Annotated in this window: 2 protein-coding genes; both read left to right on the top strand. The window is 30.0% G+C overall.

All coding sequences use genetic code 4. The features are described 5' to 3' along the window. The first annotated feature begins 11 nt into the window (after window positions 1-11). Window positions 12-9,149 (top strand): hypothetical protein, encoded by a 9,138-nt coding sequence (locus OF376_RS00450; RefSeq protein WP_263821590.1) that lies wholly within the window; start codon window positions 12-14, stop codon window positions 9,147-9,149. A 14-nt stretch (window positions 9,150-9,163) separates the two neighbouring features. Continuing rightward, window positions 9,164-18,418: a coiled-coil domain-containing protein gene (locus OF376_RS00445; protein WP_263821589.1), complete on the top strand. Its 9,255-nt coding sequence runs from the start codon at window positions 9,164-9,166 to the stop codon at window positions 18,416-18,418. The last annotated feature ends 5 nt before the right edge of the window (window positions 18,419-18,423 follow it).

Genomic DNA, 18,423 nt, shown 5'->3' with positions numbered 1-18,423 from the left:
AGGGAATTCATATGAGCAATAATACAAACAAAAACAAAAGAAGAAAATTAAAAATAGGTTTAGGAATTGCGGCTGCTTTAGCAATTCCAGCGATTGCTGCTGCTATTGCCGTTCCTTTATTATTAAATTCAAAAACAGAATTAGATAGTAAGATTAAAACAGGTCATATTTTTGATGAATTAGATCAACAAAAAAATGCAGCTGATAAGTTTATTACAGACAAAAATCTAACTGAACGTGAACCAATAGAAAAAGCTATTTTATATGCTAAGCAATTATTAGCTAACGAACAATCACCAATTAAATTGATGGTTGAACAAAGAAATAAATTAGCGGAATTAGAATTACGTACAACTTTATTAAATGAACCAACAGTCGCTAATGCACAACGTTATCTAGATTTATTTATTCTTGCAGATACACGTGCAGAAGCGCAAAGTGTCATTGAAACATTTGATGCCAATAACATTAAAGGTTTTTTATCTACAATAATTAAAGTATTTGAAAAAGAAAAAAGTAAACTATTGCCGTTTGAAACGACAATGTTTACTTTTATGCGTATGTATGATAAAAACGAATATGGTTTATCAATGAACCACCAAGTTGGTGATTTAAACCAATTAACAAAATACATGATTGGTATTTCAAAAAACAAATACTTAACTTTTGATGAAATTACACAATTCGAAACACTTTATAATCGTGTTTACAACGAAGCAAGTATTAAAACAAGTGATCGAACAGAAAAATTTAGTTCAATCACTAAAGTTTTTGATAAAGTTTTAAAAGAAATCGCAGCAAGTCAATTAGACAACGATATCAAATTAACACTAAATGAAGAAGTTAATAATTTACTTCACTTTGTCCAAAAAAACCAAAACTTCTTAGACATCCCTGTGCTTGATCTAAACAATCAAGAAACAACAGGTTTTGACATCATTAAAAACCATTTATCACTAATTATCAACAACGTAGCCGCATATTTTGTTGATGATAATAAAATTCGCACAGCAGTTAACGATTTAGTTGACCAATTAAAAACAATTAAATCAACATTGCCAGCTATTTTAGCAAAACAAGTTGACACCATCTTAGAACAATTACCGACTGAACAAAAAACAACTAATGAATTGTTCACTACTTACAATACGTTAAGTAAACAATTAAACCAAGTTAAAGTTGCTAATAACATTTTATTAAAAACTCAAAAAGAAATCGAAACAGCACAACAAGCTAATGTGATTAGCCCAGAATTAGCTAACACTTTAAAAAATAAGGTTAATGATTTACAATTTAAAGATTTCTTAACTTATATCGCAGAATTAAATGATATGATATCTGTTATCAATGCCCACCACTTATTAATGGACTTTAATAACGAACAAATTACTCGTCTAAAAGATGAAGCTTTATTTATTGAAAAGAACTTAGGTCGTTTACAAGTTTCAAATGAAACTTTAAACGCTCTAAATGAACATATTGCTAAATTAAACCAAACCGGCATTCATGAAATTAATAATACTATTAACGAAGTTCGTACGATTTGTAAGCAAGTTTTAAACAAAATATTACCACTTGTTCAAACGGAATTAAGCGGTGATTTTGTTCTCGATGATTTTAAAACAGCGTTCAGTAAACAACAACCAATTTATCAAGAATATGCTTCAGCTTATTCATTAGCTACTCGTGATCAATTGAAAACTGCTGTTTTATGAACAATTGATTTCTATGACGCATTACGTGTTAGTCGTCAAAAAGAAGAATCACGTAAATACATTAATGAAGTGATTAAAGGTAAAGCTGAAGAATCATTTGTTGGTGAAGGTACAGCAAAAGTTAAAAAACAATTAATTGATAAATTAGATGTTATCTTAAATCAAATGAACATTATTGAAGATAACCGTGATTTAACGTTAGAAGAAAAACAAAAGAAAATTGCAGATTTAACGAAACACGCAAAGAATTTAGAAAGTAAAATTGAGCAAATTGCTTCACTAGGTAGCTTGACTAGTTTAGTGCAAAACGAATTAGATGCTCTAGAAGAAAGCAGTAATGTTAAAGAAATTAAAGCCCAACTCGCTTCGCGTTTAAAGAAAATTAATAACTTAGTAGCGCAAGCTAAAGATGCTTTAGATGATCCAACTGAAAACAACTTAGTAGCGATTCAAATTGAGTTGAATGACGAATTCAGTAAGTTCCAAAAAGAAAAGGCTGAATTTAATGCGCGTAGTGATTTTTCACGTATTAAAAAACTTGTACAACAAACATATTCAAGCTTTAGAGTAGCTAACGAATCACAAACACCATTAGAAGGTAAGATTTTAGCGAAATTAGAAAAACTACGTAATGATATTATTAACCCACCAGCTCATTTAAATGAAAAAGATAAAGAAATTTACCGTAATAAACTACGTGCGGAAATGGATGTCATTGCGAGTGAAGCTTTATTATCTGCTCAATATGAAAAAACAGTTGCTAATAATGCGGCAGAAATTGAAAAAGCACAAAACTTGTTAAATAAACTAAATTCAGAAAATGTTTATAATGATTTAAGCACTCAAAACCCTAACCCAATTACTTTAAAAGAAGATATTGCTGCTAAGCAAGAAGCTTTAAACGCAATTAAGGCTAAATTTAACAAATTATATAAACAACAAGCTTCTAATGAAGAAGATAAATTAATTCCTGTTATTTCTAAAGATGAATTAACAGCCTTAAAAAAAGAAGCTGACAAGACAAATCAATTAATTAAATTAGATATTGCTAAGGCTCGTTTAATTGCTGACACTTATGAATTAAATAAGTTAAAAGTCGAACCTACTAATCCTGATGATGCATCACAAAATCCATACAAAAAAATGCAAGAACAATTGGATTTAATTAATCGGAAGAAAAATGAATTATTGCAAGAAATTGCAGCGAAAATCGCTGATCCTAACATTAACGATGAAGAAGTAAGCAAACTAGTTGATCAAGTAAATGCACTTGATTCAAGTATCGCTTCACAAAACGCTTTAGCTAAGAAATTATGAGAAGCTTTCAATGTTTATAAAGAACTAACTAGTGCCCAACCTGTTAAATACCCTGAATATGCTAAAGAACTAGGTGAATCTATTGTTGCGAATGCATTAGCATTTGACGATGCATCAGATAGTGAATTTAAACGTGCTCAAAAAATGATTAATTTAGACAAAGAATTAAACAAACGTGATAACGCACAAAAAACTAAAGACTTATTAAATAGTTTAATTAACTTAAGAATTAATCAAAACAAGGTTATTAATTTAGATGACCAAGCTCAAACAAAATTAGATTCTAATAACATCCAAGTGGACGCAAATAATCCTAACCGTTTAATCTACCAAGCAATTGATGTAGAAATGCAAGCTAAAATCAAAGAATATCAAGCTAAGATTGAAAATCCACAAACAACCGTTGATGAATATGCGAGAATGATGATTAATATTCAATCAAATCTGACAACTTACCGTTATAAGAAAAACACTGCAGCTACAGCATTAGATGACAGCATTACTAAAATCAAAAACTTATTCACTGTTAATAAAACTCATGAAGAAGCTAACGAGATTGACTTAAATGCTACTGGTGAAAAGATGCCTTATTTAATTGCTTTAGAAAACTGATTCAATACAATTATTAGTGATGGTGTGATTGATGAAAACGAAGCATTATATACAGAAGAATTCCTGAAACACTTCAAAACCATAGGTGATTTACGTCATAACGATGCAAGTAATGGATTCTTTGATAATTACACAAAACAAAAAGCTGATGCAACAGTTAATGCTTATCGTCCAGTTGGTGATAAATTCAATGCAAACATTGATGTGGCTTACGTTGAACAATTTGCTAATTTAATCAATTTAGCATATGCACAAGACTTATATGTTAAAAAGATGAGTCTTCTAAAAGCTAATGTGGATCAATTAAAAGAAACTGAAGCTAATTTAGATGCATATAGTAGTATTAAATTAACACACCCAACACCGAGTGAAGTACACGAAAGTTTAATTGCCGAATTAACAAAAACCGTTGTTGATGTCACTAAACCAGACCAATTAGCTGCTGTGAATAGTGCGTTAAACAAAATTGCTCAACTAGATAAATTGATTCAAAAACAACGTCAAGTTGCTACAAAAATAACGAATATTAATAACAACCCTGATCGTGAAAAATTAGCTTTAAAAACTGATGAATTAATCAAATCATTAAACGAAAATAAACCAGTCGCTGATTCTAATACAAATAAATACCCATGATTAGAAAAAACAGATGAAGGTAATAATTCATCAAACGAAGAAATTAATAACCACATTAATAAATTAAACGATTCATTTAATAATGCGGGTGATTTAAACGACACAAAACAAGCGATTGAAGCAGAAATTGTCAAACTTGAAAACCGCTTCAAGAGTGTTTATCGTCCAGAAGTTCACGATAAACAAGTTGAGGAAGCTTTATGATCTGAAGAAACATTAGAAGGTAAAATTAAAGGTTTAATTGCTGGGTACCGTCAAGAGTTAAAAGAATTAGGTAAAGCTAATCCAGATGGTTCAATTCCAAGTCTAGCTGAATCAAAAAAACGTGCTGTAGAAATCCAAAACAACATCAATACAGTTGAAGTAAACTTAAGCAATCTTTTAAATTTAGCAGAAACAGTTAAAAAAACAGAAGATCAAGCTGATAATGCCCCTAAAGAAAAAGATGCGAGTGTTGCTAAGGATAATTTAGATTTAATCGAAGGTATTAAAAAAGAAATCGAAAAAGCAACGTCTGATGCTCGTCATAATTACGATAAAATTGATACATATAAAGATATCAATAAAACAGTGGCCGCTTTAAATGACTTAGCTAACGATTTAAGTGAAGCTGAAAAAGTACGTGAAAATTACATTAAGGCTACAAAATACTTAGCAGAATCAACAAACACTTATCACCAAATCAAAAAAGATGTTTCTGATGCAGCACAAAACACAGATACTAAAGCAAAAGCTCAAGCTTATTTAGACTTCTATGTCACAGCAGTTAATAGTCAAACTACAGCTGAAACAAGAATGAAAGAATTAGACTTGCGTCGGGTTAATTTATTGTTAGAAAAAGCATTAAACCTATATCAACGACAACAAGCTCGTTATACAAACCCAACTAACGAAGTGACAATGAATACATGAAAAACAGTTCATGAAGACAAAACTTTTGCAACTGAAAATGCTGAAAACTATTGATGATTTGCAAATGATCCACAAAATCAATCAGCTAGTTACTTTAATCCTTTCACATTTGAAAAGGACGCTTTCTTATTGTCAAAAATTATTGTTGATACAGTTCCTAAAACGCCAGAGAATACTCAAAAAGTTGACGAAGCCTTCTTCGCACAAGAAATTAATAGCTTAAACGACGCTATTAATAATGAGTTAGGAATTGCTTTTGATAATACATATAATACATATACACAACGAAAAGCCTTAATTGACTTAATCCTTGATAAAACAAATGCGCAAGCATACTATCAAAGTGATTATGCTGTTTTAACAAGTACTGAAGATGAATTTTTAAAAAATAATTCAAAAGCTTATGATCAATTAAAAACAGCAATGAATATGTTCTACTATCAAGATGCTGCATCGATTTTAAACGCTTTAAAAGATGAAAGTACGCATACTGAAAAATACATTGATAATCAAAAAGCGATTGCATCAAATAAAAACAAAATTATTCGTATTCACAGCTTATTAACGAATTATGTTGACTTAGCTCAAGCGGTTCAAAAAGACCATTTATTAATTGATGAATTCTTAGTAGATCCTAATGCAGAAAATCCACAAATTAAAGAAGATACAGATCCACAAATGAAAGCAACAATCCAATTATTATTGGCTTACAACTCAAAAGTGAAAGAATATTATTATAAGAATGATAATTTAGGACAAGTTAAAGCTTTAGAGCAAAAAATCCTACGATTATCTGCACGGATTAAAATCATTAAAGCATATATTGAAAGAAAACAATTATTAGACAAAACAAGTAAAGAACAAAATACTTGACTAACAGTTGATTTTAAAGCTGCTCTTGAAAATATTTTAGAACACGTTATGAAATTGGTTAACGAATCAGAAGATACTTCAGAAACAGCTTACAACAAGTACTATCAACAATTAATTACAGGTGATTTAACAAGTTTTGATACATCATTTGCCAACGCTAAAAAACTAGCTGAATTAATTAATGAAGCGAAAAAATTCTCAAATACACAATCTATTAACAATAAGGCTTATGCTGAATCTTCAACAGAAATGAAAGATTTATATAATCAATTAGATGTCAAAATTACAGCAGCTGAGAATGCTTTAAAAAATAAGGCGACAGGTGATACGGCCAATGCATGACTAGAATCACAAAAAACAATCCAAGGACAAATTGAAACATTATTATTTGAAATTGGTGATGATTCAAGAGGGATTATTAACGCCTTAAAAGTTACTAAAACAATGGAAGTTAAGCAATTACGTCAACAAGCGGACGAACTAAACCGTTATATTAAAGATAATTATACTGATCAAGAAAATTCACCATTATTGACTGAAAGAAATAAGGGTGGCCAAAATAATGATCAAACATTTAATTGAGAAAACGATACAAATCCATTTAAGCAAACTGCTAACATCCAAACGTTTGATGATTTAAAAACTTGAACAGCTAATTTAGATACTTGAAAACTGAAAATACATGCGCAAATTGATCGTTTAGTAAGTTTTGAAAAGAACCGTTTACGTGCTATTCGTAACCGTGCTTATGTCTTCTTGAATTATTTAAATGGAACAATGGTAAATGCACAGCAAGAATTGAATACACACAATGATGCTGATTTAACAAAACTATTCCCAGCACCAATCAATACTTATTTAAATTCTGAGGAAGAAATTAAAGTTTTAATTCGTGCTATTGGTTTAGATATTACCGAAATTACAAAAGCAATTGGACAACTAACAACAGCTAATGACAACTTGTTAGCAAGTTTTGAAATTATTCCTGGTTGAAATAGTGATAAAACAAGTGTTTATGAACAATTCATGGATCCGTTAAACGATAATTATTACCAAAAAGCATTACGGATTAAATATATTAACCAAGCAGAAGCGTTGAATAAAACATTCAACAGTTTTATTAGCATCGCCTTTAGTAATTTAGCAAAACAAAAAGTTGATTTATTAGCATTCAGTGAACAATTGGCTACTGACCCAGCTCAAGCTAATAATTTACGTGCTAAAATTGATGAAATTATTAAGGTATTAAAACATATTCAACCAGATAATGCAATTGTTAATGAAATTCTTACAAAATTAAACACAATTAAAACAACAGCTGATGCGTTAAAAGTCTTTGATGATTTAGGAGTAATTGATCTTAGCGAAAAATACAATTACAACCAAAATGAATTAGATCAAACATTGATTAGTAAACGTAATAAAATGTGGAATAATTTTGCTGACCTATCTAAGAAAGTTGTGGACAACCGGTTTGCAATTTATAAAACAATCTACGGTAATGATTTTGAAGGTTGATACAATTCAAGCAAAGATAAAACAGCTCACGATGTTAATAGTTTACGTAAAATTGCCTTCGACTTTGTTGATAGCCGTAAAGAATTAGCACCAATGATTAATCTATTGTCAAGTTCAGCAGACAAAAAAACATACTTTAAAGAATTAATCGATGCTTATAACAATACTGCTAATAGTATAGCTAGTTTAAAATCTGATATCGATAGTAAACTACAAGGTGATTTATTAGTTACAGAACTACAAAACAACTTATCAAAAATTTATGATGCAGCAGTTGATTTAAATCGATGAATGTTAGCGACTGCTAATCAACAAAAAGCGTTTGCAGCTTTAAATGATGAAAAAAACACAAGTTTCGCAGTTAAGGATGATAAACTAGTCGAAGATTTTGAACAAATTGTTAAAAACTGAGAAACTGATCAAACTAGAATAATAACAAAAGATAATAAGTCTTATTTATGAATTAATAAAGATTCAAAAGATATTGAAATCTTGAAAGAATATTACACGCAATTTGCTTTCTTAGTAAAACCAAGAGGACCAGAAGATATTTATTCATCAAATGTACGCGTTTATTTAGTAAAAGATGCAGGGGAATCCTCATATACAAAAACATATCTGCAAGCTGACACAGCCTTTAAGAAAATTAAAGTTAATTTAATGTATGAATATGTACCACCATTAACAAATAAGGATATTCCAAATAATATTTTCTGAAATGTACCCGCTTTTAAATTTAATCAAGATGATGTCTTTATAACTTTTAGAACTCAAGATACATTAAAGATTACAAAAGAATTCTTGACGAACTCTAACATTCATACTTGATTGCAAGCGACGCGAGCTGGGTGAAATAATAAGACTTTAATTTATAACTATGTTAATGCATTAATTAAACAAATCGCTGCTCATGAAGCTAAAAATAATTTAACTTTCTTAAAAAACAATGCCGATCCTAACGTTCAAAATGATCCTAAGGATACAACAAATGGAGTAGAAATTAAGTTCAAAACAACCGAAGCAGGTATACCAGTTACTATCAAACAAAAAACCTATCATCTTGTTAACTATAAAGATGAAACTAATCAATCATATGTATATTGAAACTCGACAGGTGCCGATGTGAAGGGGGACGGTAACAACTTCGAATTCTGAACACCATTCTATATTGCCGTTCCAGTTGTTGCTAAAGAAGATTCTAATATCAAAGGTATTATTTTCATGTTCTTTGAAGCATATAGTGGTAGAGTTGGATGAAGAGGTGTTAACAATGATGTTGTGTTAAAACCATCAGTCCGTAATCATTATGAACTTTATCCAACTGTCTTCTTGGATTTAAACAAACCAGACTCTCATTTACCAAATAATACCAATCCAACTACTGACCCGAATGAATATGCAGAATATTATATGAACACTCCATTATTTGTCGACAAACATTCTGCTGCTAGATCTGCAAGAGAACATATGCAAGCATTATTGAATAAAAATGATCAAAGCTTTAAAGACGGCTTAGAAGATTTCTATATCACCGTAAAATTACATCCGGAATCAAACAAGAAATAAAAGGAGCAACATTTATGAAAATATCAAAAAAATTACTAATTAGTGCATCAGCATTTTTAGTCGGGGCATCTGCCTTAATAGCTACGACCCTATTAATTCACGAAAAATTTGCTTCTTTAAAGAAATCGTATTTATATACTGTTTATACAAAGATGCATACAAAGGCTAACCAATTAGCTAAAACTTTAGATTTAGATATGGCTGTTTTAAACCAAGAATATCAAAAATCTTGAAAAATTTTAGATGACAGTAAAGTTGATGTTGTCGTTAAATTGCAATTAATGCACGAACAACGTCAAAAATATACTGACGGCTTAATGCAAGCTATTAACCAAGCGATAACAAACGGAGAATTTAACGATCGTCAATTACCACTATTAATTGATTTCCTACGTGAAAATGTTAATTTTGTTCAAGAACAAGATTTACGTCAAGCATTTTTAGCAAATGATTTAGTTGACTTAAAATTAATTCAAGGTAACTTCTTAAAACAATCTGCAGAAGCACAAATAGCTAACTTGCAATTGTTTAATCAATATTTATCACAAACCATCAAAACTCAGGATGAAAAATTATTTAGTATTTTAAATAACCCACAAGTCAGCTTAAGTAGTTTAATTACAAGTACAGAAAAATTGGGTTCATACGCTGTTGCTAATGAAGCAATTAACTATGTTAACTCAATTAATGCCTTGGCAATGAATAAAGACTACCGTGTAAATGAATTTAACATTTTAATGCATAATTTAAATCAAAATGTTCAATCATTAGAAGCCAATAAGGATGCTGATTATGTTAAGGAATATAATGATCTAGCAAACAGCACATATACTTTAGTTTTCAACAAATTACAAAAAGCTTTTGGATTATTAGCTAGTGAATTAAAAACTATTGAATTATCACCAGAGGATGAAGCTAAAATTGCTGATTTAGATAATGATTTCAAATCAACACACGATTTGAAAATGGCTGATTATTTCTACCATGAATTGCAACGCTTAAACTCTTCACTAGTAAAGAAACATCTACAAACAAGCGAACACAAAGAATATACTCGTTTAGCTGATTTCTATAATAAAAACTTTGTTTTAAAACTAAATCAAACAACTACAGCTGCTGATGTTGCTGCTCTAAGAACAGAGTTCGAAAAATTCGTTACATCATTAAAAGATAACAAAATTTCAGGTAATGATTTAGTTGCTAACTTTGTGGAAGGTTTAGAATATATTGGCAATCGTCTAGAATACTTGCAAAAACCATTTAATGATTTAAGAAATAAATCAGAAGTTCAAAAACTGATTAATAATCAATATACAGATCGTACACAATTATTAGACATTAAATTCAAATACGAAAATGAATTAAATGCACTTCGTTTTGCTGATCAACGGATTGCACTATTTAAACAAAAACTAAACGAACTAATTGCTAAAGATTTAATCACTCCTTACCAAGAAATTGCTTTCAACCAAAAAATTGATCAATTAATTCAAGAATACAAAAATTCTGATGATTTTATTGCAAAAGTAAATCAAGAAATTTTAGGGTTAGTCGATCTATTAAATGCCCAAAGTTCATTGTTAATTTTAAAAGACCAATTATTAGCTTTAAAAGATCTATATCATGATACAACGGTTGTTTTCAATAAATATTACAACAAACCAATTTTAGATCAAGTTAACTCATTATTATTCACTGTCGAACAAGACTTAATTAGTTTTAAAGTTGAACCAACTAAAGCTATTAAAAATGTGAAAAATAAATGAGAAAATACTCGTTATTTATTACGTCACCAATTACAATATCTGCACGATAAGGTAGCTTTAGAATTAAGTAATTTAAATCCTCGTTTAATTAACAAGGATGATTTTGAAGCAAAATTCACAGCCTTAAACACAACTTCAAAGCAAATGCTTGAAGACTTTAATCCTGTAACTTCAATGGATTTATGAGCACAAATCAACAAGTATACAAATTTATTAAATACATATGAACTTGTAGTTGTATATGCTCAAACAAACGATGCTTTTGAAAATAATGACACTTACATCCGTCGTTTATTTAATGACAAAAATGTTCCTGATTACACTTTTTCACCAAGTGAACAAACACAAATTGATTCTTTAAATGAAAGTAAAAATAATTTCGCTGCAATTAAAGCCCAAATTGAAAACGCTTTAAATAATAATCAAACAATTAACAATGTTAATGATATGATTACGCAAATGCAAAAAGATGTAGAAGATAGTGATCATTTAAGAGATAACGCTCAAGCAATTAAAGATATTACTAACACTGTGGAAAGTGCTAATGAATTAATTACAGCTATTAATAATGGTTCAAGTACTATGAAGGCGAAACTACAAGGTGAAATCGCTGAAATTAACAACCTAAAACAAAAAATTGTAGAAACCCTTAAAGACCCAAACACTACAATTGATGAAATTAATGCTTTAAACAAACAATTAGCTACTTTAGTAGAAGAAACTAATGAAAAACGAAAAGATAATGAAACGTTAGCATTAATCTCAGAAATTGGTCGAGATTTACTAAAAACTTATCCAAATGCAAATTTAGACAATCCACAAGATCCGAATAATTCACCTGGGGCAGAAGCTTTATTAACACGTCTAAATGAATTAAAAAAACGAGCTAGTAAAAAAGATTTAACAGATGAACAAAAAGTTCTTTTATTAAAAGATATGAAGAGTTTATCAGACATTATGCCTTTGGTGAAACAAATTGAAGATGGCCAAGCTTTATTTGATAAAAAAGTGCAAGAATATAATAAAGACGATTCAGTTGTTAAACAATTTACTGTTGGAGCCATTTCAAACTTTGAACCAACACGTAACAATATTTCACAACTCCTTAACTTATTGGGTAGTGGTGAGGAAATTCCTGGACAAAAGGAATTCTATAACTTAATTAGTAATCCAACCGCTTCTGATCCAACTAAATTTGGTCTAGAAGAACAAATTAATAATATAGATTTAGCTTTTAACCATGACCGTATTCAAACCTATAATGATAAATTGCAAGGTGCTATTTATAATGAAGGTCAAGAAGGTGGGTTATCTGAACTTGAAACTCAATTTAATGATAAGATCAAAAATCAATTAAAAGAATATGCCCAAACAGGGATTGATTCAACTAATTTAGTAGAAGTTCAAAAAATTGCCGATACTTTAAACGACGATCAAACATTACAAGCTAAATTAAAAGAAGCAATTGAGTTACATAAACAACTATTAAAAACTTCACCTTTAGATGCAATTAAACTGCAAGAACAAATTAGTAATAATATGTTCAGTGAAACAAAAAAAGCCAGCGATCAAATTCGTGATCTTGATGCAATTATGAAAATTGTACAAGCTAAAGCAAACTTGCGTGCAGAGTATAAAAAACTGGATTCATTACTATCTGATGATGAAAAAAATTGAAAAATTTATAATGACACAAGTAAAAATCTAAATGCCGATTTAAAAGAAAAAGCCAGGGAAATAGATGCTTTATATTTACAATATAATGATTCAAATAAAAACATCCAAGTTGCTGCTTTAGAAAAAGCCTTAACAGATTTACAAGCTTATGTTCAAAAAACAACGCAAGAAAAGCAAGTATTATTAGACAATTACAACAATTCATATAATGAAATTAAAGATAATGTCATTAATGGTGCACCAAAACGCGAAAACAATATTTTAGTTGGTGGTTTAGATACTGAATTAAATAAAATTGATCCAAATGGTGTTCCAAACCACGAAGGTTATAAACACTATAATGATGTCAAGCGTGAGTTAGAAGATGCTTATTCACACAAATCATTAACAAATAGTGAAGATTTAAAAACCTATAAGGATAAACTAATTTATGCTTTCCAACAAGATTTATTATTAAATCGTGTAAAAACATATGAACAATCATATGAACAATTAAAGCAAGCACATCCAAATGCTGATTATGCTAAGATTGACGCTGAACACCGTGAATTTGTTGAATTCATGAATAACTTTGCGAATGACAAAACACATACTCTACAAGAATTCCAAGACATGGCGAAGCGAATTGATTCATATGAGAAATTAAATGTGGTTCAAATTGATGCTATTGTTCAACTAGACTCATGAAAACAAGCACAAACATTTGCTTCAAACACTATTGCTATTGTAGACAAGCAGGATTTAGATTATGCGTCTGCTAAACCATCAATTGAACAAGCAATAGCTGAATTAGAAAAGATTAAACGAACGGTAACTAATAACCAAAAAATAGATGCTCAAGCACAAGCTCATTTAGATGAATTAAATGATTTAATTGCTAAATTAACTGCCCAAAATGCTAATGATCAAGCAAATATGGATGAAGTTAAAGCAAATTTAAGACAGACAGCTAATTTATTAGAAAACAACTATAGTGAGGCTAATAAAAATTTACGTTCAGCTTTATCAAATTCTAATTTAGGTTTAAATAACTTAGCTTATAAAGAGACTGACGTTCAAAAAGCTGCTGCCGCATTACAACAATCTATTAAAGATATTGATGTGATGGCAGGGTTACGTTTAACAAATAAGGTCGCTATTAATATCGATTGATTAACATACATCAAAAACGAAGCTAATAATCCAAATAACGATATGGATGTTAAATTAGAACCAATTGTACGTGAAACAATCAAATCAATGATTGAAGCAAACAAATCACCAAGCGCCACTTTAGACAATTTAAAAGACATTAATCAACAAATTAATGCCCTAATTGCTAATAAAACCAACACAATTGACTTAGCAAAAAAAGTTCGTGAAGGGGAAAAAGTTGTTGCTGAAATTAAAGCTAATACGGGCGAAAGCTCACAAATTTTACAAGACTACATTACCGAATTTGAACACGTTGTAAATAATATTCATGCCAATGTATATGGTAAATTAGGGACAAGTAATGATGCTGATTCAACTAAAGTCTTAATTGATGAAGCTAATGCTGAATTAGATGTGGCAATTAGAAATATGAAATGAGCTCAACAAACTCATTTAAAGATCTTAGAAGCCAAAAAAATCGTTGAACAACTAGACTTTAATGGAACAGATGGTATTGATCGTCAAACAGCTTCAAAACAAACACTAATGAACTGATTAGATGTTAATATTGCTCCTGTGATTGATGACCAACAAGCTCTAGTTGATAAAGTGATTAGTTATTTAAAAACATTAAAAAATGTTTCAGATACGAAGAAAACGTGAAAAGATGCGATGGGTAATTATATTGGTTATCAAACAGATGTTAATAGTTTAACTACCTTATTAGCCGAAACTTTACCAACATCTCAAAATCAATTAATCCCTGATAAAACAGCTAACGAAATTGGTAATTCAATTATCTCTAATGCATTAGATCAAGTTATGGTACAAATTAACGAACGTTACGAAGGAACCAAAGCAATTAATGCTAAACGAGTTGATTTAAACCAACAAGTTAACGCATATGTTGCAGATAATTCATCATATTTAGCAATTAAAGAAAATTATGTTAATTTATCTGCTAATATCGATGTTCGTTTAGATAAAATTCGCAGAGCTAATAATTTTGCTAAAACAATTCAAGAAATCCAAACACAAGAACAAAAACTTTCTTTCTTAATTGATTTATCAGCTGATTTAAAAACATTAGCTGACCAAATTAATGAAGCTAATATCTTTATCGATTCTGCGAGTCCGATTGATGAGGCGATCGGTAAGGAAATTCAAGAATTTAAAAACACCGATGTTATCAATGCTTCTGAATTGTTTGCCTTATCTGGAATTAGTGATTTAGATAGTTTTAAAGTTAAAATTCAAGATAGTATCAAGCGTTTAGCCTTCCAACAAGCACGTTTAAAATTATTAAATGAAAGTGCTCAAATGAAATTCAATTTATCAAACAATGACAATTTAACAAAACAAGAAAAAACTGTTATTTCAAATCGTTTAGATGAATTAAATGCCAAAATTAAGGCCGTTGACCAAAATGCAGCTGATGCTACGGCTCAATTTGAAAAATTACGAACAACTTATTTAAAACCAACATTATCAAGTTATAAACAAGCTAGCGCAGATAATGATTCAATTGTTTTAAGTTATGAAAATGCTAATAACTTACGTAAAATGATTAGTGTTGCTGAAAAAGTTTATGCAAACAAGGTTAATAATGACTTAAACAAAGTTGTAGATGGTAAGTTTGTTCCAGAAAATGACCAAACAGTTATTAAAGCTTATGATCACTTAAATATAATTATTTTGGCAGCCAATAAAGAAAACCAAAAAACCATAGATCGCGATGAAGCAAGAATTCGTGAATACTATCAAGTATTAATTCCGCAAGCAATTAAAGCTGTTTACAAAGCAAAAATGGAATCATATCAAAAGCTATTACAATCACAAGAAAAACTAGTAGAAGCTATTGAAGCTGCTAATACAGGAATCAATGCTTTACTAGCAAGCTTAGATGTTCCAAATAAAGCTTTTGATATTAATAAGATTAAGGAAGAATTGGCTGTTTTAAAAACTGCTTTAGCAAAATATGACACTTATAATGAGGTGTATTTTGCTCAAAACGAATTTAGTTTTAATGATCAATCAATTACAAAAACAGATGCGCAAACATGAAACGTTGTTCAAAAACAAGTTCTTGACAAGATTAATAAATTAATTGATGCAATTGATCTGCGAGCCTTTAATGAGACATTGCGAACAGGAATTTCAACTTATTCAAGACAATTAACTTACTTGTTTAACACGCAAAATGCAAATGTTATTAACACCCTAAACCAAGTAAATAATTTTGTTCAACAAACACTGTTTGCAGATGTTAATAATCCAGCAACAAAAGCTATTTTTGCTAAACTGCAAGCTCTAAAAACACGTTTAGAAAATGAATTTGTAAAAAACAATGCATTAAATAATGCTGAAGCGTTCTATAATAACCAATATACATCATTAGAACCACTTGATTTTATTAACTTATATTTACAACCAACAACCAGCTTGATTGTGGAAGCAAAACAAGAAGTTGCTAAATTTGTAGAAGCATTAAAATCAGATGTTCACAAGTATATTCGTTTAGCAGATCAAGATTCACCTTCGGCAGGATTCTTATATGAATATATGCACTTCTTTGTTATCAGTGATTGAGATGACGCGCAAAAAAACCCATTATTAAAATTAGGGATGCAAAAAGCATACGCTTTATATACTCAAAAGGTTCAACCAAACTATCAAGTATTAGCAAAAGATTTACAAGCCTTTGATAAATCAAATGATCCAACAATTTTAGCAAATTACTATAATCAATTAATTGTTTCAAAAAACAACTTTACAGATTTCATTAATTTGTTAAAAGAATCATTAACTGCTTTCTATGATAAATATGAAGCAAGTAAATATAAAGAAATTACAGGTAATTTATATAAGATTGATGCATCTGGTCAATTACCACCAGAATGAAAACCATACATTAGCAGCCAAGCTAATGAGAATGCAGATTCGGTAAACAACGATCTGTTCTTCGAACAATATAAAGCAGTTATTTCTAATTATTTCAATAACCAAATTTTAGCGAAAATAGATGCTAACCAATGAGATAACAACAATGGTTCTGCATTAACTGCAAGTACATTAGATGCTATTAAACATGCCTTTAGTGTTCATGGTACAACAACGCTTAAGGATGAATCATTAACTTTCATTAATGCAATTCCAGCAATTACAAATGATACAACCAACCCTGATAAACAAATATTTGTCGAATACTTCTATCAATTAGTTAATCTTATTAAAGATCGTATGTTCTATCAAATAAAACGCCCATCAAATGTTAATATTAATGGTGAAACAAACGCTAATAAAGCGATGAATGTTATTAAACCGAAAGATGATGTTAACTGAAAGGTCTTTGTTGATAAATTAGCGAAAATTAAACCTACAGATACAAAGGAAGATATGGATGTTACACAAAATGCCCAATTCCTAGACATGTTCCAAGAATTCGCTTTTACAGCTATTGATAAGAAATCAATGTTTAACCCTAATAGTTTACGAGTAAAAATTAAACCAGCATATGACCCAACTTTAGATCCGAATAACCGAACTTACTGTCAAGTTCAAGAATTAGACCAAAACAAACCGGGTGAAAGAATTCTGAAATTCAAAATTTACTTCGAATATAAACCATCTGCATTAATTGACTTTGCACACTTCAAAGGATGAAAATCAGAAGAATTTGAAGTCAATGTTATCTTTAAAGCTAAAGATGAAATCGCTGCCATTTCTGGAACTTCAGCAATCTTTACAAATATTGTTGATAATCAAGTAAAAACAGGATATGACGCAAAGGTTTTAGTTGCCAACTCCGATGAATTAAACTGAGCAGAAACAACAGAAGATGGCATTGTTCAAAATATTATTAATGCATTCAAAAAACAAGTCTTGAAGAATGAAAATGATGGTGCCCATAAAATTATTGACTATTCAAGTGTTGATTCAGTAGACACAACTGATGCTTCAATGAAATTCTCATTCAATACATTATTTGTGCGTTCACAATTCTCGCAAATTGGTGTGGAAAGCGACAAGCAAATTCTACATGTATCGGTTGATCCGAATAATAAGGAATTAAGCGTTTTAGTGAGTGTCCCAGCAGAATTAAGCACATCAGCTACGGAATATTCTTTCTTGCAAAATAATTTCTTTAAGGTAGAAGGCAATAAAATTGTTGCGGGATCTCAAATGCCGTCAGCTTTACTAATTAATATGAAATTCGCGTTTGAATGAGATACTAATACACATGACATCTACATGTATAATAGCTGATATGAATTACACAACGTGATGAAATATCCAGGATTAAAAGATGATAAAACTATTGATAGAAACGAATGAGTATCTTGAGATAAGATTAAATTTGCACGCTTTATGTTAGAAAATCCATTTGATTCAGATGCTAACCATATTGGTGCGTGATTGAATTCTCGCAATGCTGTATTGTCTGCAAATCAAACAGCTACTTTAATTAATGTGGAACAACCAACAATAGATGGAACACGACAAGATCTTCTACTAAGAGATGTTGAAAAAACACTGACTCAAACACATGGATACTTCATTGTTAACCCACGTACAGGTACATATTTAATTACTCACGGTACTGATATTAAACAAACAAGCTTTAACGATGTCTTCAAGTCATTAAACTTATTCAACTCAGGAATTGTTGACTTCAAATTTAAAATTCGTTAAAACCA

The sequence above is a fragment of the Ureaplasma miroungigenitalium genome (genome assembly GCF_025780085.1).
GTDB classification, from domain to species: domain Bacteria; phylum Bacillota_I; class Bacilli_A; order Mycoplasmatales; family Mycoplasmoidaceae; genus Ureaplasma; species Ureaplasma miroungigenitalium.
Note: the sequence above shows the minus strand (reverse complement) of the source record. Positions and strands in the feature narration are given on the sequence as shown.